At 47.1% G+C, this 22,424-nt stretch carries 22 protein-coding genes; 17 read left to right on the forward strand and 5 right to left on the reverse strand.

The window, feature by feature from the left end; genetic code table 11:
- Positions 1-243: 243 nt before the first annotated feature.
- Positions 244-2,598, forward strand: coding sequence for a ribonuclease R (gene rnr, locus J3999_RS08140; RefSeq protein WP_208127412.1), 2,355 nt, complete (start codon positions 244-246; stop codon positions 2,596-2,598).
- The gene (gene rlmB, locus J3999_RS08145; RefSeq protein ID WP_208127413.1) at positions 2,595-3,326 is read left to right on the forward strand and encodes a 23S rRNA (guanosine(2251)-2'-O)-methyltransferase RlmB; all 732 of its coding nucleotides are present in this window, start codon (positions 2,595-2,597) and stop codon (positions 3,324-3,326) included. The genes rnr and rlmB overlap by 4 nt, the downstream gene beginning before the upstream one ends.
- A 48-nt stretch (positions 3,327-3,374) precedes the next feature.
- Here rlmB and J3999_RS08150 read toward each other — a convergent pair whose 3' ends face one another.
- Positions 3,375-4,574, reverse strand: a complete 1,200-nt coding sequence (locus J3999_RS08150) for a PfkB family carbohydrate kinase (RefSeq protein ID WP_208127414.1) — start codon at positions 4,572-4,574, stop codon at positions 3,375-3,377.
- 231 nt (positions 4,575-4,805) lie between these two features.
- Between J3999_RS08150 and J3999_RS08155 the strand changes: the two genes are divergently transcribed.
- The 9 genes from J3999_RS08155 (at position 4,806) to J3999_RS08195 (ending at position 13,650) form a co-directional block, all read left to right on the forward strand.
- Positions 4,806-4,943, forward strand: coding sequence for a hypothetical protein (locus J3999_RS08155; RefSeq protein ID WP_208127415.1), 138 nt, complete (start codon positions 4,806-4,808; stop codon positions 4,941-4,943).
- Between the two features lie 162 nt (positions 4,944-5,105).
- On the forward strand, positions 5,106-5,852 hold the full coding sequence (fnr, locus tag J3999_RS08160) for a fumarate/nitrate reduction transcriptional regulator Fnr (RefSeq protein WP_208127416.1): 747 nt from the start codon (positions 5,106-5,108) through the stop codon (positions 5,850-5,852).
- Positions 5,853-6,337: 485 nt separating this feature from the next.
- Complete coding sequence (gene pal, locus J3999_RS08165; RefSeq protein ID WP_208127417.1) at positions 6,338-6,886, forward strand: peptidoglycan-associated lipoprotein Pal; 549 nt, start codon at positions 6,338-6,340, stop codon at positions 6,884-6,886.
- A gap of 99 nt (positions 6,887-6,985) precedes the next feature.
- Positions 6,986-9,613: an aminopeptidase N gene (gene pepN, locus J3999_RS08170; RefSeq protein ID WP_208127418.1), complete on the forward strand. Its 2,628-nt coding sequence runs from the start codon at positions 6,986-6,988 to the stop codon at positions 9,611-9,613.
- 32 nt (positions 9,614-9,645) lie between these two features.
- The gene (locus tag J3999_RS08175; RefSeq protein WP_208127419.1) at positions 9,646-11,088 is read left to right on the forward strand and encodes a penicillin-binding protein activator; all 1,443 of its coding nucleotides are present in this window, start codon (positions 9,646-9,648) and stop codon (positions 11,086-11,088) included.
- A 73-nt stretch (positions 11,089-11,161) separates the two neighbouring features.
- Positions 11,162-12,340 (forward strand): hypothetical protein, encoded by a 1,179-nt coding sequence (locus J3999_RS08180; RefSeq protein ID WP_208127420.1) that lies wholly within the window; start codon positions 11,162-11,164, stop codon positions 12,338-12,340.
- A gap of 36 nt (positions 12,341-12,376) precedes the next feature.
- Positions 12,377-12,607, forward strand: coding sequence for a hypothetical protein (locus J3999_RS08185; RefSeq protein WP_208127421.1), 231 nt, complete (start codon positions 12,377-12,379; stop codon positions 12,605-12,607).
- 88 nt (positions 12,608-12,695) lie between these two features.
- Positions 12,696-13,295, forward strand: coding sequence for an LPP20 family lipoprotein (locus J3999_RS08190; protein ID WP_208127422.1), 600 nt, complete (start codon positions 12,696-12,698; stop codon positions 13,293-13,295).
- A 49-nt stretch (positions 13,296-13,344) separates the two neighbouring features.
- Entirely contained in the window at positions 13,345-13,650 is a 306-nt protein-coding gene (locus J3999_RS08195) for a hypothetical protein (protein WP_208127423.1), read from the forward strand.
- A gap of 2 nt (positions 13,651-13,652) precedes the next feature.
- Here the strand turns inward: J3999_RS08195 and J3999_RS08200 are convergent, their stop codons facing one another.
- The 4 genes from J3999_RS08200 to flgA all read right to left on the reverse strand — a co-directional run bounded on the left by J3999_RS08200 (position 13,653) and on the right by flgA (position 16,229).
- Positions 13,653-14,246, reverse strand: a complete 594-nt coding sequence (locus J3999_RS08200; protein WP_208127424.1) for a PilZ domain-containing protein — start codon at positions 14,244-14,246, stop codon at positions 13,653-13,655.
- A gap of 220 nt (positions 14,247-14,466) precedes the next feature.
- On the reverse strand, positions 14,467-14,961 hold the full coding sequence (flgN, locus tag J3999_RS08205; protein ID WP_208127425.1) for a flagellar export chaperone FlgN: 495 nt from the start codon (positions 14,959-14,961) through the stop codon (positions 14,467-14,469).
- 12 nt (positions 14,962-14,973) lie between these two features.
- Positions 14,974-15,291: a flagellar biosynthesis anti-sigma factor FlgM gene (gene flgM / locus J3999_RS08210; RefSeq protein ID WP_208127426.1), complete on the reverse strand. Its 318-nt coding sequence runs from the start codon at positions 15,289-15,291 to the stop codon at positions 14,974-14,976.
- A 200-nt stretch (positions 15,292-15,491) separates the two neighbouring features.
- Positions 15,492-16,229, reverse strand: a complete 738-nt coding sequence (gene flgA, locus J3999_RS08215) for a flagellar basal body P-ring formation chaperone FlgA (RefSeq protein WP_243755392.1) — start codon at positions 16,227-16,229, stop codon at positions 15,492-15,494.
- Positions 16,230-16,453: 224 nt separating this feature from the next.
- On the opposite strand from flgA, the gene J3999_RS08220 reads away from it, so the two are divergent.
- From J3999_RS08220 to J3999_RS08245, 6 genes are all read left to right on the forward strand, one after another.
- A complete protein-coding gene (locus tag J3999_RS08220) occupies positions 16,454-17,428 on the forward strand; it encodes a chemotaxis protein (protein ID WP_208127427.1) in 975 nt (324 codons plus the stop codon).
- Positions 17,429-17,473: 45 nt separating this feature from the next.
- Positions 17,474-18,928, forward strand: a complete 1,455-nt coding sequence (locus tag J3999_RS08225; RefSeq protein ID WP_208127428.1) for a hypothetical protein — start codon at positions 17,474-17,476, stop codon at positions 18,926-18,928.
- A gap of 286 nt (positions 18,929-19,214) precedes the next feature.
- Positions 19,215-19,613, forward strand: coding sequence for a flagellar basal body rod protein FlgB (gene flgB / locus J3999_RS08230; RefSeq protein ID WP_173285546.1), 399 nt, complete (start codon positions 19,215-19,217; stop codon positions 19,611-19,613).
- A 20-nt stretch (positions 19,614-19,633) separates the two neighbouring features.
- A complete protein-coding gene (gene flgC / locus J3999_RS08235) occupies positions 19,634-20,044 on the forward strand; it encodes a flagellar basal body rod protein FlgC (RefSeq protein ID WP_208127429.1) in 411 nt (136 codons plus the stop codon).
- Positions 20,045-20,066: 22 nt separating this feature from the next.
- Positions 20,067-20,759 carry a flagellar hook assembly protein FlgD gene (locus tag J3999_RS08240; RefSeq protein WP_243755393.1) on the forward strand — a complete coding sequence of 231 codons (693 nt, stop codon included), beginning with the start codon at positions 20,067-20,069 and terminating at the stop codon, positions 20,757-20,759.
- A gap of 114 nt (positions 20,760-20,873) precedes the next feature.
- Positions 20,874-22,304 carry a flagellar hook protein FlgE gene (locus J3999_RS08245; protein ID WP_208127430.1) on the forward strand — a complete coding sequence of 477 codons (1,431 nt, stop codon included), beginning with the start codon at positions 20,874-20,876 and terminating at the stop codon, positions 22,302-22,304.
- The last annotated feature ends 120 nt before the right edge of the window (positions 22,305-22,424 follow it).

The following is a 22,424-nucleotide window of genomic DNA, read 5'->3' on the forward strand; positions in this document are numbered from 1 at the left end:
ATCGTCTCTGTAAAGCTTCTGGGTGACGTTTTTTCAATTGCGATGAAAGCGGTCGGATGAGGCAGAGAATCGCTTTTCAATTTGACTTTTTTATCTGAGTTACGTCTTTAACGGAACCGGTCAATTTCTTTTGTTATAATGGCCCAAATTTTGCAGACGATTCCGCTGCTAAAAGCCTCGGGAGCCTTGTTTGAATAGGGGTTCTGCAGATCGTGGAATCCAAATTAGATTAGATGGTAAACAGTGACTACTGAAAAACAAACAGACCTTAACGATCCTCATGCAACGCGTGAGGCAGAAAAGTACGACAATCCAATCCCTAGCCGTGAATTTATTTTGCAGACGCTGGAAGAGTTACAGAAGCCTTTGCGTCTGTTTGAAGTAGCCAAAGCGGTTGATGTCGATGAGGATGATGAAGAGCGCTATGAAGCCTTGTCTCGCCGCCTGAAAGCGATGGTGCGTGACGGGCAGCTGATTCGCAACCGCCGCGGCGCTTTCGGTCTGCTTAAGAAGATGGATCTGATTAAAGGCCGCGTTCTTGGACACCCGGACGGATTCGGTTTTGTTGTTCCTGACGAAGGCGGTAAGGATCTGTTCCTGTCCGAAAAAGAGATGCATAAAATCCTGCATGGCGACCGCGTTATCGCATCGGTTGTCGGTGAGGATCGTCGCGGCCGTCAGGAAGGGATTATCGTCGAGGTAACCGAACACTGTACTGCTCAGCTTCTGGGACGTTTGAGTCTGGAAGACGGTATGGCCTGGGTGCGTCCGGACAATAATCGCATTGCGCAGGATGTATTCATTCCGCAAGATGGCTTGATGGATGCTAAAGAAGACCAGATCGTTCTGGTTGAAATTCTGCATCAGCCTTCGGCACGTTCCGGCCCGATCGGGAAAGTGGTTGAAGTCGTCGGGGATTATATGGCTCCGGGGATGGAGATTGATTCGGCGATTCACGCCCACGGAATTCCAAATAGCTGGTCGGATGCGCTGATTGCCGAACTGGATCAGATCGGTGACGAAGTGACTGAAGCGGATCTGGAAGGACGTAAGGATCTTCGTAACCTGCAACTGGTCACGATTGACGGCGCAGATACGAAAGATTTCGATGATGCGGTGTTTGCCAAGCGTCGTAAGAACGGCTGGAAGCTTATTGTTGCCATTGCTGACGTATCGCATTACGTTAAGCCGGGAACCGAGCTGGACAAGGAAGCGCTTAAGCGCGGCAACTCGGTTTATTTCCCGCAACGCGTGGTTCCGATGCTGCCGTCCAAGCTTTCCGATGGGCTATGTTCATTGAACCCTCATGTTGACCGTCTTTGTATGGTTGCCGATATGGCGATTGACGAGAACGGTAAGCTTGAACGTACCCAGTTTTATCAGGCTGTAATGAACTCCAAGGCGCGTCTAACCTATACTCAGGTTAACGAAATGGTTACCGACGCGAACTCGCCTCTAAGATCAGAGTATTCCGAACAGATTGAAAACGTCGATACGCTATATGAATTGTTCAAGGTTCTGCAGAAGGCTCGTGAAGAACGCGGCGCGCTGGAGTTTGATACTACTGAAACACGCATTGTGTTTGATGATGAGCGAAAGATCAAAGAAATCGTTCCGGTCGTGCGTAATGACGCGCATAAGCTGATCGAAGAGTGTATGTTGATGGCAAACGTGGCTACGGCACGTTTCCTGAAATGGCACAAAATGCCGATCGTGTATCGTGTTCATGAATCGCCGATGGAAGACCGCTTGCAGAACCTGCGGACTTTCCTGGCGGACTTCGGTTTGACTCTAAATGGTGGTGATACGCCAACCGCTCAGGATTTTGCCGAGGTTGCGGCTCAGGTCGATGACAAACCATACAAGCATCTGGTGCAGACGGTTATGCTGCGTTCCATGAATCAGGCGGTTTATCATCCTGAAAACAAAGGCCACTTTGGTCTGAATTATGAGAACTATACGCACTTTACTTCACCGATTCGACGTTATCCGGATCTGTTGGTACATCGAGCAATCCGCCATGTTTGGAGTAAACAGCCAATTGCGGAATTCATTTATGACGATGCCAAAATGGTGGAAATGGGGCAGCACTGTTCGGATACCGAGCGTCGTGCAGACGATGCAACCCGTGATGCAGAAACCTTCTTGAAGTGCGAATTCCTTTCTCACCGACTGGGCGAAGAGTATGAAGCGGTGATTACCGCTGCGACCAACTTTGGTTTGTTTGTTGAAATGGATCCTCTGTATGTTGAAGGCTTGGTGCACATTACCGAGCTGGGTGACGATTACTTCCATTACGACAATGCCCGTCACTGCCTGAAAGGGGAGCGTACCGGTAAAGTTTATCGTTTAGGTGATCGCATTAAGGTTCAGGTTGCTCAGGTCAACCTGGATGAGCGCAAAGTAGATTTGCGTTTTATTGAGAGCCTGACGGAATCCGAGGATGTCGTCGAATCCGAAGAGGTTCGAGAGGATTCTGCTCTGACCGAAGGCGAACCAAAAGACGATAACGGCGCTAAGAAAAAGCCTCGTAAAAAACGCTACTATCGCAAGAAGCGTAGCGGTGGTAAATCTTCCAAGCCGAAGGCGAAATCGTGAAGCAACAGTTGATTTTCGGCATTCATGCGATTGAGCGCTTTATCAAGCAGGCTCCGCAGTCGGTTTTCAGCATCTCTTTTCTGAAAGGGCGTTTGAACTCTCGTCAACAGGCGCTACTGGATCAGGCTCGTTCTTTAGGCCTGCAGGTAGAGTTGGTTAATAAATCCGCTTTTGCCAAGATTGATGGCAATCACCAGGGTGTTATGGCCATGGTCGAAAAGCAGAAGGATTTGAGCGAAGCGGATCTGTTGAAAATCGCCGAAGAAACGGATAATCCTCTGTTTGTTTTTCTGGACGAGGTACAGGACCCACATAATTTAGGCGCGATTCTGCGCACCGCCGACGCTGTTGGTGTGGATGCTGTCATCATTCCTAAAAACCAGTCTGTCGGGGTTAATGCTACGGTACGAAAAGTGGCTTGTGGTGCGGCTGATACCGTTAAGCTGGTTGTGGTCACGAATCTGGTACGCAGCATGAAAGAGTTGCAGCAGAATGGTATGTGGATGATCGGTTTGGCGGGTGAGACTGACAAAACCATTTATCAGCAGGATTTCTCTGGGGCGATCGGAATTGTGATGGGCGCGGAAGGAACCGGATTACGACGTCTGACGCGTGAGGCGTGTGACCATCTGGCAGCGATTCCAATGGTGGGCAGTGTCGAGAGTCTGAATGTCTCTGTTGCGACAGGAGTGACGCTTTACGAAGCCTTCCGGCAGAGAAATTTATAAAAATATCCAAGTTAAAAAAAGGCTCACAATTGTGAGCCTTTTTTGATTTTAGATCAGGTAAATATCGCCCTGATCATCCATGCGGATGCTGACGGGTGTAAGATGTTCGCCCCAGCAAGGACCTTCGACGCATTCGCCGTCGTCAATCTTAAAGAAGGCGTCGTGTACCGAACACTTCATTGTTTGATCAAAAGGGTTTACATCGATTTTATAGGCTTCGTTTAGAGGCACATTCTGATGCGGGCAATTATTTTCGTAGGCACGAACTTCTTCATCCTGCTTAATGAGGATGACGCCGCCGCGGTTATTTAAGTCGATTACTGTCGCTTTGGCCTTGCTCAGCTGTTTAATATTGGCGATCGGCTGGTTTTCCGGTTTAGCGTTAAGGACGTCATCCAGTCCCATCTTCTGAATTTTCTGCGCGGCCAGGTGGTTGGCAAATTCGCACGCCTCGGACAGGGAGGCACCTTCGGATAGCTTATGAAGCAGTCCTGCATTAAATGTGTCCCCGGCTCCGAGGGTATCGACAACCGGGTTGACCGGTAGTGCCGGCAGGTGTTCGACTTTCGCGTTGAGCGCTTTATACCAGACGCCTTTAGCGCCCCAGGTACAGACCAGCTGGCTGTTAGGGGCCAGCTTGGCAATATCGTTCAGCAGTTCTTCACCGTTGTTAAAGCCTTTGGCGCCGGCATAGTGATGCGAAAAGATAATCAGATTGGCTTGATGGAAAAGGGATTCAATGTTTTCACGGGGTTTTTCCACTTCCATTGAAATCGGTTGATTATCCAGGAACGTTTTACTGATATTGAGCATCCCTTGCAGGTTGTCGACATTACGTCCTTCAAAGTGAAGCCAGTCATATTCTTCGATTTCGATTTTGGCAAAAAAGTCAAAGCTGACTTCCGGTAGATCGCGGTAGTGGACGATAGTACGGCTTCCATTATGAGCGTTAAGGGTCACGATGGAGTTTGGCGTACTGCCTTGAATAAACTTTTGGATATGTGTGCAGTCGATGCCTCGCTCCTGCATTCCTGCGATGAGCTGTTTTGATTCCGCATCGGTTGCGCTTGTTGAGCAGATTGCCGCTTCGTGACCGAGTTGGTTTAGGATGTAAAGCATGTTGTTTACATTGCCGCCAACTCTGTTTTCCCTGCCGATGGCTCGGATCTCTTGATCCTCCTTAGGGTGTTGCTCAACGGTAAAAATTGTATCCAGTACGGCATTCCCGATTGCCAGAAATTTTGCCATTTCCTTAATCCTTTATTAAAAAAGTTTATCCGATGTTGCTGTTCGCACAATTTTAACATAAGCGTCATTTAAGGGATTTTTTGCCTCAAAAAAATCTTTTAACTCTTGACAAAAATAAAAGTGAATAAAAATTTTGTATTGACTTGACAAGGAGGGGAATTATTTAGTATTGGCTCGGAAGTGGTTTTCTTTTGTTCTCTTAAGTTATTGATAATGAAAGGAAAGTTTGTTTTGTTTGAAAAAATGGCGGGTGTTGGTGGGCTTGTGTGTTTTTCCACAGAAACTGTGGATAACTATGTGAGTAATTATGAAATAAGTGCTTTAAACGCAGGAAATTACAAGGGTGTTAAACTGCTGATTAAAAAATAGTCACATTACCTTTTTATAATATAAATTCCGTAGGAACTATGAATAAACTCTTGAGTAAGTATTTATGTGTATATAGAATAATCATATAATTTTTTTAGTGATTCGTATTTTTAAAAGGGATACAATCAAAACTTGATTAAGGACAATTAAGTAGACGGTTCTATGAAAGAAGTTAAGTCAGCCTTTAATGTCAGCTGCAAAAACTGCGGTTTGCAAAAAGTGTGTTTCCCTACTGGTTTGCGCCGCGAAGACGTAGATCGTTTGGATGATATCGTGGATCGACGCTCTCCTTTAAAGAAAGGACAGCATCTTTTTGAAGCCAGTGATAAGTTCAGCGCACTGTTTGCGATACGAGCCGGAGTTATAAAGCTTTATTCGTTTACTGATGGCGGTGAAGAGATCGTACACGGCTTCTACCTGCCGGGCGATGTTCTTGGAATTGATGCCTTGGGCAGTAAACAGCATCAATATAGCGCTGTCGCGCTCGATACCACCAGTGTTTGTACCCTGCCTTTTGAAAAATTCACCGAACTGACTGAATCGATTCCAAACCTGAACCAACAGATGCTTAATGCAATCAGTAAGGAAGTTCTGGATGGTCGAATGCATTCGGAACTTTTGATTCGCCGCAATGCCGATCAAAGAGTTGCGCAGTTTGTATGGAATATGTCCGAACGTTATCGCAACCGCGGCTATGCCAGTGATGAATTCAGATTAAGCATTCTGCATCGTGATGTTGCGGTTTACTTGGGACTGACCCCGGAGACGGTGTCTCGAATTCTTGCTAAATTTCATGCAGAAAACATTGTTACCTGGAAGAAGAAAGAGGTCATGATTCACGATATGCAGCGTCTGATGCATATCGCCGGCGTGCACTCAAGCTGTGATTCATGCAAGGCGACGGCGTAATTCCGGTTTTGATTTGGTAATTGAAGTTGATTCAGAACAAGAAAGCATGGCTGTTTTATGTTCTAATAAGAATTGTGAAGGCGTTGAGTGTTTGAAAGGTTTTCTCAACGGTTTTTCATAATGTAGCCCGCTTACCCGGCAAATCTGCCGGGATTTTTTTGCCTAATACTTTTGTCTATTTTGTCAGTATGCTTGTGGATGATTTTTTAATCTCCAGCTCGTACCTAAGCTTCTCTAACATAAATTCTAAATTTTCAACCATCTTAGCAAAACGAGTAATTAACTTTTACCTGTAGTTTTGTTTATAACCAGACTCCCTGGCATTAACTTGATTTATATCAAGTAGTTAAAACTGTCTTTTTTTCTGTTGCGCTGTTTGCGCCAAGACGCTTATTTTTTAAAGTTTAATGCGGTATAGTGTCGAATAACTGATAATCACTGGATAGTTAACTGTTAACGTTATATTTTTAAAGGGGTTCTGAATAATGAAGAAATACGCTAAACTTTTTGCCACGGCCTTGATGGGCTCTGCGTTGGTCGGCTGTAGTGCAACACCGGAAGTGAATGATAATTACCAATACAGCGAGCCTAAAGCTGATGGTGCCGCTTCAACAGCTCAAAGTGCTGCAGATCAGGGAGCTCAGAGTAGCGCAACCGATCTTGACGCGGGTAAAAAAGCGCTGACGCCGGAACAGATGAAGGCAATGTTGAGCGGTAAAGTGATTTATTTTGAATATGACCGTTCGGATATTCGTACCGAATACTATGACATTATTAAAATGAATGCCGAATACCTAAGTCAGAACCCGCAAGCCAAGCTGACAATCGCAGGGCACTGTGACGAACGCGGTTCTCGTGAATATAACCTTGCGCTTGGCGAACGTCGTGCTTTGTCGGTTAAGAACGCGATTATGGCGGAAGGAATTAGTTCTGACCGAGTTAATGTTATAAGCTTTGGTGAAGATATGCCGGTTGATGAAGGTCATTCCGAAGCATCATGGTCGAAAAACCGTCGTGCGGAATTTAATTATTAATTCGTTTTCGCGCTAAAATATCAGCCAAACTTGTAATAAAACCCCTCTTTGAGTGTAAAAGAGGGGTTTTTTTGTAACTCCATTTTCTTAAGGTTATCTATGACAAAGAATGCTCCAACAGTAAATTATCTCAAAGACTATCAAACTCCTGCATTTACCGTTGATTCGGTGTTTCTTGAGTTTCTGCTTCAGCCCGAAGCGACCCGGGTGACCAATCGCATGCAGATCGGTCGTCTGCGTGATGGTGATTTGTGGCTTGATGGTGAGAATTTGGATTTGCTCTCGGTGCATTTGGATGGCGAAGATGTTACTTCGCAGTGTCGGCTCGAAGAGGCCGGATTGAGTCTTTCAACCGATAAAGAACAGTTTGAACTGGAAATCGTGACCCGGATTAACCCGGAGAAAAATACCGCATTGGAAGGGCTGTATCGGACGAGCGGTAATTATTGCACCCAATGCGAAGCGGAAGGCTTTAGGAAAATCACCTACTTCTTCGACCGCCCTGATGTGTTAAGTGTTTTTACGACCAAGGTGGTTGCCGATAAATTGCAAAACCGTTACCTCTTGGCCAACGGTAATTTAATCGAGTCCGGTGATTTACCGGACGGAAAGCATTACGCAGTGTGGCAGGATCCTTTCAAGAAACCGTGCTATCTGTTTGCGTTGGTTGCCGGTAACCTGGAAAAAATTTCCGACACTTTCCGTACACAAGACGGGCGGGATGTCGCTTTGGAAATCTATGTCGAACCGCGTAATATCGATAAGTGCGAGCATGCGATGGAGTCGCTTAAACGTTCTATGGCGTGGGATGAAAGCCGTTTTGGACTGATTTACGATTTGGATATCTATATGATCGTCGCGGTGGACGATTTCAATATGGGTGCGATGGAGAACAAGGGGTTGAATGTTTTTAACTCCAAATTCGTCCTTGCTAAGCCGGAGAGTGCAACCGACGTCGATTACGAGGGAATTGAGGCGGTTATCGGCCACGAGTATTTTCACAACTGGACCGGGAACCGTGTCACCTGTCGCGATTGGTTTCAATTGACTTTGAAAGAGGGATTGACGGTTTTCCGTGATCAGGAGTTTACCGCGGATATGCTCTCCCCAGCAGTCAAGCGAATTGAAGATGTTAAGCGTCTGCGCTCCAATCAGTTCCCCGAAGATGCGGGACCTATGTCGCATCCGATCCAGCCGCAGTCTTATATTGAAATGAATAACTTCTATACGATGACGGTGTATGAAAAAGGGGCGGAAGTGGTTCGTCTGTATCATACGCTGCTCGGTGAAGGCGGTTTCCGTAAAGGTATGGATCTGTATTTCGATCGGCACGATGGCCAGGCCGTCACCGTTCAGGATTTCCGTAACGCCATGGCGGATGCCAATGGTGTTGATCTGCAGCAGATGCATAACTGGTATGTTCAGTCGGGGACGCCTGTTCTGAAGATCGAGAGCCAGTATGATGCTCAGACGCAGACTTTAACGCTGAACTGCGAACAGCGCTTACCCGGGGCGGAAGATTTCAAGCCGTTATTAATTCCTATCGGCTTCGGAATTTTGAATTCCGAAGGCAATTCTTTGCAGTTGCAGCCGATTGAAAGCCATCTGCAGACGGTTGAGCTGCGCAGTGAGACCAATGCGGTCTTGAAAATGACGCAAGTGCAGCAGCAGTTCGTTTTTAACGGAGTGCGGACTCAGCCGGTATTGTCGCTTTTGCGCGGTTTCTCGGCACCGGTGAAACTGAATTACGATTACAGAGATGCGGAACTGGCGCTGCTGGCTTCTGCCGATGAAGACAGTTTTGTGCGCTGGGAGGCGATGCAAACTTTGCTGTTAAGAACGGTACAGGCCAAGGTTGCTGCTTTGAAATCGGGTGAAGAGTATGCTGTTCCGCAGCTGCTTATCGATACCGCAGAGAAACTGTTGCGCGATCATTCTCTGGATCCGGCGCTGGTGGCAATGAATTTGACGCTGCCTGAGTTGGGTTATATCGGTGAGCAGTATCGTGAAGTTGATGTGGATGCGATTCACCAGGCGCATAATTGGCTTAAAAACGGTTTGGCGCATGCGTTACATGACGAATGGCGCAACACCTATCTGCGCATGCAGAATGATTCCGAATACCGTTATGATAAACGGCAAATAGCCGAGCGTATGCTTAAAAATGTTGCCCTGTCTTACCTTGGTTGTCTGGCGCAACATCAGGAGCGCGTGTATGAGCAGTATCGTGCTCAGCATAATATGACCGATGTGCTTGCAGCCATGAAAATCATGCTTCACCAGGGACATTCGCAAACGGATCTGGCGTTGCAGGATTTCTACCAGCGATGGCAAGGGGATAATCTGGTAATTGATAAATGGTTTGCCATGCAGGCCGAAACACAAAACGAGACAGCGTTGGAAAAAGCACAGAGCCTGTTGTCGCACCCGGACTTCTCATTAACTAATCCAAACCGGGTTCGCAGTCTTCTGGGCGTTTTCGCGCGTCTCAATCTAGTCGGATTCCATCGTGCTGACGGAGCCGGTTATCGGATGGTGGCCGAGCAGATTATCAAAGTCGATGAGCTGAACCCGCAGATTGCAGCCCGGTTGCTTGGGCCTTTCACGCACTGGAAACGCTACGATACTGAGCGCCAAAAGTTGATGCGTGCGGCTTTACAGCGTATCCTCGATCGAGATAATGTTTCCAAAGATGTATATGAAATTGCGAGCAAGTCTTTAGCTTAAGCGCATTGGAATAAGGTATCGGAGCCGGGAAGATGATGAATTTGAAGCGTAAAAGTTGGCTGTTGGCTTTGTCTCTGAGTTTAAGTTACTCATCGGCAACTTTTGCCTTTAGTTTTGGGGAACTGTTCGGTTTCGGTTCCGACGCATCCTCTGAGAAAAAATCACAGCAGAGTGAGGCGAAGGCTGAGCAAAGCTCTGAAGCGATGCAGAGTCAGCTGGAACAGATCGATCAGGAAATTCTTATTCTGCGAGCCGAGCTGGCGATCAAAAACGGCGATATCAAATCGTTACGGCGGTATGTGGAGCAACTGGAAAGCGCTGGTGTTCTGCCGATATACGAAGCACGTGTCGAGCAGCTAAAGCGCTATCTAAAACGCGAAAAAGGAATGCCGAGTTTATTTGAATTCCTGGGACTGCAGGGGAGTTCTTTTGAATTTGATCTGCAAAACCCGGATGCAACGATTGCGCTGGTCTTGCCGATGAGCGGAGACTATCGACGCGCCGGGACGCGAATTCTTCAAGGGATGGAGCAGGCGTTGCAGCGTCTGGGCTACAAAGGGCAGCTGGTACGTTTTGATACGGAAGAGTACGGCAGTTTGTTTTCCCTGTGGGAGCGTTTGAAGCATTATCAGCCCGATCTGATTATCGGGCCTCTGAAAAAGCTTAATATCGAGGCGTGGCACGATCTACAGACCGGAATCCCGACACTTTATTTGAATGATGCGCCGCTGCACTATTTTTCCAACGAGAAATCGCTGTCTCCGGGTCGATCCGGCGGACTGTCGAAGCTGGTGAATCACATTCACGAGAATTTCCACAGAGGCGCTCTGGTGTTGGTGAAGGATGGCGATAAGGCTATGGGATTGGTTGATGAGTTTGCCGCTCTAAATGCGCAATCTGCCAACCCCGTTCCGTTTGATACCCAGATCGTCGAAAAAAGCCTGGATGATAGCATTGAAGAGGGTTTAGGCATCCGCGAATCGAAAACTCGTGCGACAGTATTGCGCAAGCAGATCCGCCGTTCGATCGAGTATGTGCCTCGATCGCGAAAGGATTTCGATGTCGTGGTCAGTCTGCTTCCTTCTAAAGACGCCGTTCAGGTCTCTCCGTTTCTGGATCTTTATCAGCTCTCGGACACTCGTCATCTGTGGTTCTCGCCGCAAGCTCCTAAACTTACCGACTTGAGTCTCTACCAGACCTCATGGCAAAAAACCTATGCATTTTTACCCGCCTACCTTTATGACGCTTATCAGCAGTCCGTCAACTTTCGTCCGGAAGCAGAAACTGGCATTTTTTATGCTTTAGGTACTGCGGCAATCGAGATTTTGACCCTTTCAGAGCAGTTTGACCAGCAAAACTGGTTAATCAACACCTCTGTCGGTCAGGTCGAGACTCGGCTTTCCGGACAATTTTACCTCTTGCCCTCCGTTTATTTACTCGACGCAGCTAAAGTTACGCCTGTTGTGACCGATTAATAAAGTGTTGGCAAGCCGTATTGTGTGGCAAGCCAGCGTTTTTTTTCGGACTTAACAACCTAAGGATGTATCTGTGGCAACCCCGGATGATGTAATTGATCCAAATGATCTAGACAGTATCGATGCTTTATTGGATGAAGCAGAATTGGATGCAAATTCCGATTTAGAAGATATTGATAATGATCTCGAGTCGGCCGAGGTTCCAACCCCTCAGCCACAGACCCCCGAGCCGCCTCCTGAAGAGGCAGCAGATCGTTCTGAAGAAGAGGTTCCTGCTGCGGATGTCGTGGAAAACAGTGAAACCGAATCAAGCGAACAGCAGCCTGAGGAGCCGGAGGCTTCCGCTCCAGAAGAAGCCGCATTAGATGCAGAAGATGTCGCGGCCGTCGGAGCTGCAGTCGCTGGCGCAGCTGCTTTAAAAGAAGCGGTTCAAGCCGATAGCAAGTCCTCGGATAGCGTTGAGTCCCCTTTGGAAGATGAAGACTTCGAAGCGGTACTTAAGAAACGCGCCTCAAAAAATAATCAGGCCAAATCACAATTAACGGTGGCAGAGATGGATTCCCTAAAAAAATTAATCATTATTTTTGGCGCTTCGACAGTTGTGCTGGTTTTGACTGCAATCGGTATCGGTGTTTGGAGTGCTATGGCGGCCTCGAATGCAGGAGTAAGCGAAGAAACGCAGACCATGATCGAGTCGATTAAGGTCAGCAGTGAACAGAATATAAGCGCGACGATCGGGCTTAAGGAAAATTTGGACGCGGTCGAGAAAAAACTGGATGCTGTCAATTTTCAGATTGAGCAGATGGCTGGAGATGTTCTGAAAATGCAGGGAGGGGTGCCGAATGTCGAACCCCTGAAAACGGCAGAGCCGTTACCTGAACCGATTGAAATCGAAAAAGTTCCTCTGCCGCAGGCCACTTCACCAGTGGTTGCAGCCACTGGGGCAGCCGCAGAGATCGATCCTAAGGTTGTGAAAAAGATCGATTCCATTAATTACCGTCTGATTAAAACACAGCGCGCTTTGGATGAAGTTAAAACACAGCTTAAATTCATGCAGCAAAAACAGCAGGATGTATTACATTCGGTCAAGAGCGTCGAAAAACTGAAGTTGTTGGAAGAGAAGCGTCGTCTGGAAGCCGCGGAAAAATCTGCCGAAGAGGCGAAGCAGAAAGCTGAGCAAGAAAGTCAGTACCGTTACCAAACGCCTGACGGTATGTTTTACGACCAGGGTGTTGGTGACTCTTATCCATAGTATCACGGAGCGCTTTAAGAGTATAAAGGCGGGCTTATGCAACAAAATTTTATGCTTGTAGGGTTCTTGTTTTGGGTGGTTTTGCTTGTGTCGGGCTGTAGTCAGAAACCGGTTCCGTGGGTCAAGGAAACTTCGCAAAAAATGGTGGATCAGCTCGGATTTGAAGAGGATCGCGGCAGTTATATGGTTGTGCCTGAATACTATCGCGATAGCAACCGATTGTATTCAGAAGACGCCGGAAAAGTGATTTATCTGCAAGAGCAATAATTTAAAAAAAGTAGTAAATAATTCGACGGTTCGGCCGTTAATAATATTAGACGCTTGAGACAAAGCGATAATAACAAGGAGACTTAAAATGAAAAAGTCACATCTTTTGGCAAGCGCGGTGGCTCTCTCCATTGCCGCAATGAGCGGATGTAGCGCGACACCAAATTACGCACAAGGAAATGACTGCTGCGATCAGCAGGCAACTCAGCAAAGTGAGCCGGCTCCGGTTCATCAAAAGATCTATCAGCAGATTGTCCAGAACGAAGAATCTGAGAAAGCTGCAGTGAAGAAAGATAAATCTGAACTGATCAAAATTACCGGTATCGGTTATGGTGCGGAAAGTACGTTTGCGGCTTATACGACGGGTCAACGAAGATTGATGGCCATTCGCGCATCGAAACTGGACGCGTACCGTTCTCTGGCAGAACAGCTTTCCGGGATTAAAATTGACAGTAACACTTCGATTTCGACCCTGACGGCAAAGAACGACTCTTTCCGTGCCCGTATTAATGCGGTGGTTCGTGGAGCGAGAGTAGTGAGTGTGACGCCAATGGCGGACAATAACTATGAAACCGTGCTGGAAGTTTATGTTGATAAGGCATTCTTCGAAAAAGCCTTTGTGTATACCGGTGACGAGGTAGCGGCCCGCGAGCCGGAAGCAGCTTACCGGATTCAGTCTTATCAGTAAATTCAGCGATGTTAATCGCGCTTGAATGCGCATTTTAGAGAGAAACGTTATGAGTAAACGGCAACTGCAAATTGTGGTGCTGGGTGCCTTGATTTTGTTTGAAGGTGTCGCGGCGGCGGCCAGCATCAGCACTCGAGTGCGCGTGTTGGAATCCAAAGTCAGCAAGCAGGACAAAACGATGAAACAGGTTTCTCGCAGTCAGGCTGAGCAACAGCAGCAATTTGAACAGGGGATGAACCGAGTGTATCTTCTCGAGCGCAAGGTGAAAAGCCTGGATAAACAGATTGAACGCCAGAAAGAGTCGAAAGAGAAGGTTAATCGAGGTGGAGAGGATAAGCGTTACGCTTATCCCTAGATCTAAATCAGGCCGTTTTTATCGGTTGGGTTTCTTCTTTCTTTTTGCGCCAGTTCGATCTCTTTGGCTTGGATAAAGAAGATCAGTTTGCGGCGATCTTCTTCGCTCAAATCATCATAAGTCAGAGCGACGCGGCTAATGGCCCCAAACTCTTTCGGTTGAATATTGACCACACTGCTTCGAACCAGGATCGGCGCTTCATTTTCCAAAGGCTGCATCAGCAGATCAATCTTATCATCGATATCGATGTCCTCTTCTATATCAAATGCAATGCCGTTGCCGCTCAAGTTTACCGGGCGGTGCGGGATCGCCTTGATAATCTGCGAGGTATCAACCGTATCCATTAGGAAGTTAATTTTGCTGTTAAGGGCATTTAAAGCCGTCGCCAGCAGAGAGCTGCGTTCGTTGATTTTAACGATCGCATCATTGATGTGCTTATCCAGTTCGATAAGATCCTGCATCATATAACTTTCGATATAGCTGTTGTCTCTGTTTTCAGGCAGAGGCGTGTTTTCAATATCTGCGGATTTGACGATTCGATAGCTGCAACGCATCATCACATCAATGCGGAAATATGATCTTTGTCCAATACTCATAATAATTTGTTTCCAGATTCCGGTCGTTAAAGTGTAGTGTTTTTACGCTCTAAGCCAAAGTGATAGAACAGAAAAAAACGTCTAACTTGATTTAGGCCAGTTTTCCTGCGAATGCAAGTAGCGGGTGTATGGCGTTAATCTCGTCAGAGAACTGGTTTAGAGAAAGCAGAAAATAAGCCAGAATGACCAAGGGTATTAGAAACTTTAAAAAGGGAAGGGGTTATGCTTTGCCGAGGTGTGATCCCGGCCCTTTGCCGGAGGAAGAGGCTGTGCCGCTGGAACCGTAGAGCTTAACTTCTTTTTCCTTGCCGGTGATTAGGTTCAAGGTGTGCTGATTGATGTTTTTCAGTGCTTGAATCGCGATTCCGTTGGCCTGGTTAAGGTCATAGCATTGGCGGATTTTATCGGTCAGCGTATGAAGTTGTTCTGAAATGTTTTGTTCAAGGGGTAACGCATTCTTGTCTGTTTCGGATGCGAGCAGCTGCTCCAGTGTGTGATCTGTGTTTTGCAGGTACTGCTGAGCCTCTTGTGTTGTTTTTTCAAGGTTCAAGGCTGAACGCTGTTTGCCTTCGGTCATTTCTTCGAGCGTTTCTACGGTGCCATTCGAGATGGCGGAAGATTCTTTTTCCAGACAAATAAAAAAATCATCGACTGCCGGAGAAAGCAGTTCGATGATTTTTAGCGCATTCTTATTGGCTTGATTGGCGTCGGGCACGATTGGACGTCCTTAAACTCGCGAAAGCAGTATTTCGGTCTGCATTAGTTTTTCGGCAACTTTTTCCGAATTAACCTGATATGAACCATTGTTAATGGCTTCACGAATCTGTGCGATACGCTCTTGGCGTTCATTGTTAATGCTTTGCGTTTTTTGCTCTAACGCCCGCAGTTTGCCCTGCATTTCGGTCAAGGTTACTTTATCGATGTTATTGCCGGACTCATCCGATACGGAAGGTCTCGCTGTAGCCGCATCCCCAGCCACTGGCTTGCCGGGATCGCTGTTGCTGCGACCGCTTACAGCGGGGGTGTTGATTGTTTTAATATCCATTTTTCTGCCTCTATATCTTTATAAGAGTCTAAAAATTAGACAAATATCTTATTTCGTTATTTCTTATAACGGCTACGTCTGAAATAACTTTAGAAAAAAAATTAAATTTTTTTTACTCTTTATCCCTTGTCGGGGATTTGAAGTCAAATTAATCGTTATTCTAGCGATTAATTTTATAAATTTCATCTGCTTAGATACATTCAAGGAATGTATACGGTGTTAGGAGCAATAACTATGCCTTTTACGGTTTTTCCGGATGCCGAATTTTTGACGGCGACCTGTTCGTTTTTGACTGCATCGGCTTGGGCAGTCCCAGTGGTTTTCACTTCGATATTGCCAATGTAGGTTACGATATTGACTTTGTGGTTTTTAAAAACCAGATAGGGTGGTTGCAGATCTCTGGCTTTTAAAATTTGTCCTGCGCCGATCGGGCGTTTGGTCCGCATTCCGATTGCCGTATCCATATTTTGCAGACTCTGACGCGGTGCCTTGCGGTACGGGATCAGAACCTCTTTCACTTTATCGGCGGAAATGGTGGTTTTCTTTAACAGCGCCTGAGTTGTCATAACAACGCGTACTTTACCATCTACTTCAGCCGGTATGTAAACCTGCCATTTCGGGGTCTCGCAGCCGACGCCGATGGTCATGCGTCCGACATAGTCGTTCGGATTTCTGTCAGAGATTTCCAGGACGCCTTGACACTTGCCCAGTTTGAGATTTTTGTTCAGTTCGCGAATTTTAAATGTCGGCTCTAAGATTTTTTGGTTAGCTTTTTGCTTAATGTGTTCCAGAACCCGTTGGTGAATTTCATCGACAGACTGGTACTGCTCCGTGGCGAGCGCTTCCGGGGTCAAGGTAAAAAGCATTATTAGACCGGTTACGGCAAGAAACAGCCGTTCGAAAAAAGAAATGCGGACTTGATTGGCGGTAAAAGGCATAGGTCGTTTCGGAAACTTTTAACGGAATTGATTGTAAGCTGGTTTCATTGTGCCGATTTGAAGGCTTATAAGCAAGCAGAGGCCGAAGGGTTCGGAGAGTGCAGACGCAGAGTTTTCTCTTTAAATGCGTGTGCAATACAGTAAACTCATATCTATTGTAGGGAAATGAGTCCCGATCAAGGCGGCCGAGCGTACCGTCTTTCAAGAATAACAAGGAGAAATTCATGGCTAATTTTCTAAAAGGGGTCGATCAACGTACTTCTTTGGCAGGCATGAATCGCATGGAGTTGCTGCTTTTCACGATTCGTGGCGCGCAGCTGTTTGGCATAAATGTGTTTAAGGTGCGCGAAGTCATTCGTACGCCGCAGATTTCCCCTGTTCCTAAAGCGGATTCGCGAATTGTCGGGGTGGCAGATATTCGCGGTCAGACGATGCCGATGATTGATCTGGCCAAGGCTTTGGATCTGGAGCCGATCGATCCGCAGAAATATTCTGAAAGCTTAACGATTGTGACCGAATTTAACAGTTCGGTTCAGGGGTTTCTGGTTGAAGACGTCGATCGTATCGTGCATCTGCGCTGGGAAGATATCTTGCCGCCTCCGGAAACTCTGCAGAATGTAAATTACTTAACCGGCATTACCCGCGCACAGGATCAGTTGGTTGAGATCGTTGATGTCGAAAAGGTTCTGGTCGAGGTGTCTGGCAATCGAACGGATCTTTCCGACGACTATATCGAGCGGAATCTGGCAAAAACCAAGGGTCGAAACTTTTTTGTTTTGGGTGCCGATGATTCGGCTGTGGCACGTTCACAGCTTAAGAATATTCTCGATCATATGGGCATCGCCAATAAGATTGTCAATAACGGTAAGAAAGCGCTCGAGCTCCTGCAAAAATGGGCCGATGAAGCGGATCAGGGAATGGCCTTGCCGGTTAGCGAGCGTGTGCTGATGGTGATTTCCGATATCGAAATGCCGGAGATGGACGGTTATACGCTGACCTCAAGTATTCGCAAGGACGACCGCTTAAAAGATTTGTATGTGGTTCTGAATTCCTCTTTAAGCGGTGGGTTTAACGATAAGCTGACCGAAAAAGTCGGTGCCAATACCTTTATTTCCAAGTGGCATTCCGATCAATTGGCGCGCGTTATTGTCGCGCGCATCGATGAAGTTACTGCCGCCGGAAGTGAGAAAACGGGTTAAGAAGGTAATAACGGGCCGTAATAGAGAGTAATCGGAGTATTACAGATGGTAAACCACCTATCAGTCATTTGGAAAACAGATCCGTGGAGCGCTTTTGTGCTTAAGCTGTTTAAGCGTTTTTTTAGTGCGCTTTTACTGACCGCGTTTTTCGTTTCTTCGGCGAGTGCGGATAGTGCCTCCTGGCTTGATGAACTGCGCGTTTCTTCCGCATCGCAATCTCCGTCGCAATCCGAATGCCTCCCCGGTGTTGAGTATCGGCGTAATGAACAAGGGGCGTGTGTGCCGGTTGCACGAGTGACGGAAGAAAAACAGAATCTTGTCAATAAAATGCCTTCAAGCGCGTTACCTGAATGCTTGGTTGTCAAAGGGCGAGCGTCGACCGACGGAGTGGATTTGGAATTTGCCAAAAAAATGGCGATCCGGGATGCGTTAAAAAATGCATCCATGCAGCGCGATGTAAAAGTAGGCAGCGATATCACCATGCAGAACCAGCAGTTGACGCTGGAAACTTCCCGTTTTGTCAGTAACAGTCATGTCAAAAGTTACACTCTGCTCAAAGGGGGGCTGGAAGATCCGGAGGATCTATACGGACGAGCTAAGCCGGAGCCTCTGAATTACGAAGTTGAAGTCGAGGTTTGCCTGAGTTCCGAGCGAGGTCTTTGTCCTGACTTGAATGGACGGAAGTATTTCCCGCGCTTACTGGTTGCTCCGCTGGCGGTTAAGGACGTTGCCGGTGCCCGAGATATCCGAAATCTGGTGTCGGGGTATCAGTTGGAGCTGGAGCGCCGCCTTTTAAACGAAGGGCAGAAGAATCTGGGGAAATTAGACCGGGCCATCGATATTCAGCCAAACAGACAAATTTCTCCGAATCTGGATCCGCAATTACTGCAGGAAGTATATAGTTCAAGCGGAGCGCAATATCTGTTGCTTTCGGTGTTACGTTCCGTGGGCAGTGTGCTTGAGGATAATGGCTGGAAGAACCAGCTAAAGCGTCATTACGATCTCGACATTTCCGATGACGGTCGTTATATCGAAGCGGATTGGTATCTGGTTGATCTTTTGAATAAGAAAATTGTGCATCAGGCTCGAGCCGGTTTTGATATCAAAGGTAAGGTTCGCGTCGGTCGCGAGCGGCCGTTTGCCACTAATGCCTTCTTTGCTACGGATACCGGAAAAGGTTTTGATGCCTTGTTAAGTCAAGAAGTTGACAACGTATTGGACTTTTTACATTGTCAGCGTTTCGAGAGTGAAGTCATTGATGTTCGCGACGGTAAATACTATCTGTATTTGACTCCGGAGGTCGGTGTTAAAGTCGGTGATGATCTGGCGGTTTACCACCGAACCGGCATGCCGGTTAATTTTTCAGGACGCGATCTCGGCTCGGAGTATCAGCCGGGGGCCTTTCTCAAAATTACCGCGATTCATTCCGAATTTGCGGTAGCCGAATTGATTACTCAGAAGAACATTGTGCAAATCGGAGATCGTATCCGTCCCTGGTAAGTTTCCGGCACGATGCTGTGTCGATTTATCTTCAATTTTTTATTTGCCGCTGCGTAATGGTGAAAAAATTTACGGCGGCAAATTTTTCCGCTTATTTCCCTTAACTTAAGTTATCGGCCGGTTTCCTCCTTCCTTTAGGCCTTTTTTTCAAAAAAAACATTTCTTTTCACTTTTTTGGCATCGGCTTTGCTGAATACCCAGTAGAAAGTAATTTAACCGTCAGTGATCCTTTGGGTGCCGATTAATTGGCACAAGCAGAAAAGGTGACTGACCAGGGAGTTCAAAAATGGCGGATTCGATTTTCGGTATCCATGAAAAAGCGTTGCAGATCCGGACTTTGCGCGGAGAAGTATTGGCCAGCAATCTGGCGAATGCCGATACGCCGAATTTCAAGGCACGCGATGTGGATTTTCGTCAGGCCTTGCAACAGGAGAGTGACCGTTTTTCATCGCAGTCGTTGCAGATGAGCAAAACCAGCGGTCAGCACCTGGGTGGGGAGTCGCTTTTAAGTACCAGCGATTTTTTGAAATACCGCATGCCGACTCAGCCTTCTTTGGACGGTAACACCGTTGAAGAGCATGTCGAAAAGGCGCAGTTTATGGAAAACGCCATGCAGCATCAGGCAACGCTTGAATTTATTAACAGCAAAATCAGCGGTATTCGCGGCGCCCTCAAGGGTGAATAATCGGGCGATAGGAGAGAACCATGTCTTTATTTAAAGTTTTAGATATTTCAGCAACAGGGATGCATGCGCAGACTGTCCGTTTGAATACGGTTGCCTCGAATATGGCCAACGTCGACAGTGTCAGTTCGAATGCCGAGGATACTTATCGCTCCAAACAGCCGGTGTTTCAGACGATTCTTGAAGACAGCATCAATCAGCCAGCGTCCGGAGTTCGGGTCAAGGAAATTGTCGAGAATCAGGCGCCGTTGAAAATGGAATACAACCCGAATCATCCGATGGCGAACGATCAGGGTTATATCTATCGTCCGAATGTCAATATTGTCGAAGAAATGGCGAATATGATGTCCGCATCTCGCTCCTATGAGACCAATATTGAGGTTATGAATACCTCGAAACAGCTGTTGCTACGTACGATTCAGCTGGGTCAATAACACGTTTTAAGGAGACAGAATCATGTCTGATTACAGTTCAATGATTACGACCGAAGGCACCGACTATGTTAAAGCGATGCAGCAGAGTTCGAATCCATCCACTTCGGCCCCCAGTAATGTCATGGGGCAGGAAGATTTTCTTCGTCTGTTAACGACGCAGCTGCAAAACCAGGATCCTTCAAAGCCGATGGACCCGACCAGTTTCGTAACCGATCTGACGCAAATGAATCAGCTGGAAGCGACGACCCGCATGAACGAGTCAATTATGGCGATGACTAAAAGTTTCCAGGGAATGCAGACCATGCAGGCCGCAACTATGATCGGTAAAAATGTTCAGGTGGATGGCGAGGATTTTTCGCATACATCGGGTAGTACGTCACAGTTCCGCCTGACGCCGGAAGAGCCTTTGGAAGATGTGACCTTGGTGATCTCGAGCAATAACGGCATGGTTCGGGAAATTTCGCTTGGTTCTCTTGGCGTCGGTGAAGAGGTTGTCAGCTGGGATGGTCTGGACGATCAGGGGAATGAAATGCCAAGCGGTGTCTACTCTTTAACCGCTTATGGGACGAGTGCGGAGGGTGACTTGGAGTCGATCAACAGTGTGGTCGCTTCGCAGGTGAGCTCCGTCAGTATCAATGACGATGGAAGCATGACTCTGACGCTTGCCACCGGTGAGCGCGTTTCTATGGATTCCGTTCGCGAGATAGGGGGCTAAGTGGCACTAGACTTGGCGATATACAGATTTTTACTTCATTTTATGCAATACGTTTAATACAGATTAACAACACACAACTTTTCCGGTTAGAAAATCGGAGATTGGAGGGATATTATGAGTTCAGCATACGATTTAAATGCACTAAGTGGGATTAATGCCGCTTCAACTGGTTTGGGCGTTATCTCCAATAACCTGGCCAACTCGCAGTCGGTCGGTTTTAAAAGCTCCAGAACCGAGTTCGCGGATATGTTTTCCGGCGCGCAAAATTCAGCCGGTAACGGGACGCGAGTAGCTTCGATCACCCAGGATTTCGGTCAGGGAACCATTAATAACACCGGCCGCGAACTGGATATGGCGATTGACGGCGAAGGGTTCTTTGTCTTGGAAGATCAGACGCAGCAGTATGACAATGTCTATACCCGAAACGGTTCATTCAAGCTGGATAAAGACGGTTTTCTGACAACTCAGGAAGGGAATAAGGTGCAGGGGTTCCTGCTGGATGAGACCCGATCTACTGAAGCGAACCCTGTTTTCAGTACGGCTTTGAGCTCGATTGATCTGGATGAGTTAAACAAAATTCCGAAAGCCACCTCGGAAATGAATTACGACATTAACCTGGACGGTGAAGCGGCGAACAATGTTGATCAAAGCGGTGTTTCAGTCACGGCGGATTTAACGCAGTTGACCGCTCCGGGTGATGATAATGCCAATGCGTATGACGGTGCCCCGGATTATTTCTACCCGATGACGATTTTCGATAGCTTGGGTGGCGAGCATACGCTGAATGCAAACTTTTATAAAAACGAAGTTGTCGACACTGGTACCGACCCTAAATACACTTCATGGATTGTGCAGTACACCATTACCGATACCGATGCTCAGGGAAATGTGACCTATACCGGGCACAGACCGACTACAGGTGACCAGGGGCAGATCTATGAGTTACGATTCGATACCAATGGAGGATTTATCGGTGCCTTTGAAGAAGCGGATATTGGCGACGCTACGCTTACCGCCGCGGATTCAACCGATCCTTTGCTGGAGTTTGAAATTGACAATCCTTTGACAGGTGCCAGCGATCCTTTAGGTGGGCCGATTGATATTCCTCTTGGGATTGCAGTTGATTTCGAATCCATGACTCAGTTTGCCGGTTCTTATAACCAGCGAGGAACCACTCAGAACGGTTATGCGGTAGGGGATCTTGTTGGTTTGAATACCGGTTTGGACGGCGTTATTGAAGCGCGTTACTCAAACGGTCGTTCGGTTCCGGTTGCCCAGTTGGCTCTCGCGAACTTTGCCGATAAAAACGCCATGGAAAAGCTAGGCGGTCAGACCTATGCCGAGAGTTTTGCTTCCGGTGCGGTTCAGCTGGCAACCCCTCAGGGTAACGGGATGGGAACAGTGAACGCCGGTTCTTTGGAGTATTCGAATGTGGATGTTGCCGGTGAGCTGGTGAATATGATTCAGACGCAGCGTACTTATCAGGCTTCGGCACAGGTGATTTCAACTTCGCAGCAGCTGACACAGACTATTCTGAATCTGTAATCGAGCTTTTTCGCGAGCTAAAAAAACCGGCATTTATTGCCGGTTTTTTATTTTCCCGTATTGAGTAAATCGGCGGAAACTTAACAAACTTTAGCTTTTTTTGAGTTATTTTCTATTTTT

This window comes from Thiomicrorhabdus sp. 6S3-12, from assembly GCF_017571475.1.
GTDB lineage: Bacteria > Pseudomonadota > Gammaproteobacteria > Thiomicrospirales > Thiomicrospiraceae > Thiomicrorhabdus.